General features: G+C 53.6%; 1 protein-coding gene. It reads left to right on the top strand.

The annotated features are described in order from the left end of the window. Positions 1-51 precede the first annotated feature (51 nt). Positions 52-1415 (top strand): IS3 family transposase gene (locus tag OH705_RS26800; protein WP_123902472.1). Its coding sequence is split into 2 segments (ribosomal slippage): positions 52-517 and positions 517-1415, totalling 1365 coding nucleotides; the frame shifts between segments, so codons are not numbered across the junction. The last annotated feature ends 32 nt before the right edge of the window (positions 1416-1447 follow it).

Below are 1447 nucleotides of genomic sequence, written 5' to 3'. Positions count from 1 at the left end.
TGAACTGACCCCCGAAAGTTGGACACCTGATCCCCAACCGGAGGGTGTTCCATGACGAAATACAACCTGGCACTCAAGCAGATACTCATCGAAGAGTGCCTTTCTGCCCGCAGTGTTCATGAGGTGGCGCTCAAGCATGACCTGAGTCCATCGCTGTTACGCCGCTGGGTAAAGGGCTACGAGCAACACGGTGCAGCCGGTTTGATTGCCAAGTACAGCCACTACGACGCGCAGTTCAAATTGAAGGTTTTGCAGTGCATTGAGCAAGACGGACTGTCCGCTCAGCAAGCTTGCGTGCAGTTTGATATCCGCGGCCCGAGTAGCATCAGGCAATGGAAAAGGTTGTACGATAAAGGCGGAGTAGAAGCCCTTCACCCGCGCCGTACCCGAGAGTTCAGCATGCCCCGCAAACCATCAAAACAGTCCAGCACAAGCCCGCCCACTCCAACGGACAGCGAGCTGACACCAAAGCAAATGCTCGAAGAGCTGGAATACCTGCGCGCGGAGAATGCTTATCTAAAAAAGCTCGATGCCTTGATCCAAGCGGACCCTCGAACTGCGCAGGCAAGAAAACGCAGGCTATCCAAGGATTGAGGCGCGGGCATCGACTTGCTCTGCTGCTACGTGCTGCAGGGCTGGCACGCAGTACCTTTTATTACCAAAGCAAAGTGCTGGTGGCTGACAAGCATGCTGCTCTCAAAGAGCGCATCAACAGCCTCTATCACGGAAATAAGGGGCGGTACGGCTATCGTCGCATCACTGCGGCCCTCGGGCACAATGGCGAGGTGGTCAACCACAAGAAGGTGCAGCGACTGATGCAGTTGATGGACCTCAAATCTCTGGTAAAAGTTAAGAAATATCGCTCGTACCGAGGCTCCGAGGGGGTTGTTGCATCTGATCTACTCAAACGCAAATTCAAGGCAGAAGCCCCCAATCAGAAATGGGCAACCGACGTGACAGAGTTCAAGGTAAAGGGGCAGAAGCTGTTTCTCTCGCCTGTGATGGACCTGTACAACGGCGAGATCCTTGCTTATCAGATCAACCGGCGTCCTGAGTTCAAGATGGTTTCGACAATGCTGGAGCAAGCCTTCGAGCGGCTGAATCCAGGTGACACACCGATACTGCATTCCGATCAAGGCTGGCAGTATCAACAGCCAACTTACCGGCATATGCTGGCTGGGAAGAATATCGAGCAGAGCATGTCGCGTAAGGGCAATTGCCTGGACAACGCCGCCATGGAAAGCTTTTTCGGCACGCTCAAGAGCGAGTTTTTTTACCTGGAGTCGTTTGAGAGTGTTGAGCAACTGGCATCAGGACTAGAGGATTACATCGCCTACTACAACCAAGAACGCATCAGTCTCAGACTGAATGGCTTGAGTCCGGTAGAATTCCGAACCCAAGCGCTGGCCGCATAGCGCTACCTGTCCAACTTTCGGGGGTCAGTTCA

This window comes from Pseudomonas sp. BJa3 (genome assembly GCF_026343815.1).
In the GTDB taxonomy this organism is placed as follows: Bacteria; Pseudomonadota; Gammaproteobacteria; order Pseudomonadales; family Pseudomonadaceae; genus Aquipseudomonas; species Aquipseudomonas soli.
This window is presented reverse-complemented; position numbering and strand designations above follow the sequence as displayed.